At 73.8% G+C, this 587-nt stretch carries 1 protein-coding gene; it reads left to right on the plus strand.

Features of this window, described 5'->3' with window-relative positions; translation table 11 throughout:
• The coding region (locus IF89_RS39525) for a hypothetical protein (RefSeq protein WP_043194930.1) at positions 1–587 on the plus strand (587 nt) is incomplete at both ends.

The following is a 587-nucleotide window of genomic DNA, read 5'->3' on the forward strand; positions in this document are numbered from 1 at the left end:
CGGACCGGCGCACGGTCACCGGGACCGTCACCCGCACCGCAGACAGCAGCGGGAAGCTCACCGCCCGAGAGCAGACCACATTCGGGTACGACGAGTACGGGCAGGCCGCCTCGCAGACGGTGTCCTGGGCCGAGGGCGCGGGTGAGGAGGGCCGGGGCGAGGGGCCGGGCGAGCTGAAGACTGAGGTCAGCCGCACCGTTCAGGACGGGCGCCTGACCGAGACCACCACCGTGGCGCCCGGCACGGACGCGGAAACGGTGACCTCGCGCGTGATAGACCTGGCCACCGGAGCCGTACTGGAGGAGACCGGGCCCGGCGGCAGGGTCGTCTCCCGGACGGAGTACGACCGCCAGGGCCGCCCGTCCGTGCACACGGTGCTGCCGGACTCCGACAAGCCGCAGACCACCCGCATCACCTACCCCTCCCCTACCGCCACGGTGACCGCCACGCCTGACGGGCGGCGCATCACCGAGACCCTCGACGCGCTCGGCCGGCCCCTGCGGACCGCGGACAACTACCGCGACGGCGCCTACGCCAAAGAGCCCGACGCCGACGGCGCGCGGGTGCTGGCCGCAGCCGACTACTCC

It is taken from the genome of Streptomyces sp. NRRL F-2664 (assembly GCF_000719345.1).
GTDB lineage: Bacteria > Actinomycetota > Actinomycetes > Streptomycetales > Streptomycetaceae > Streptomyces.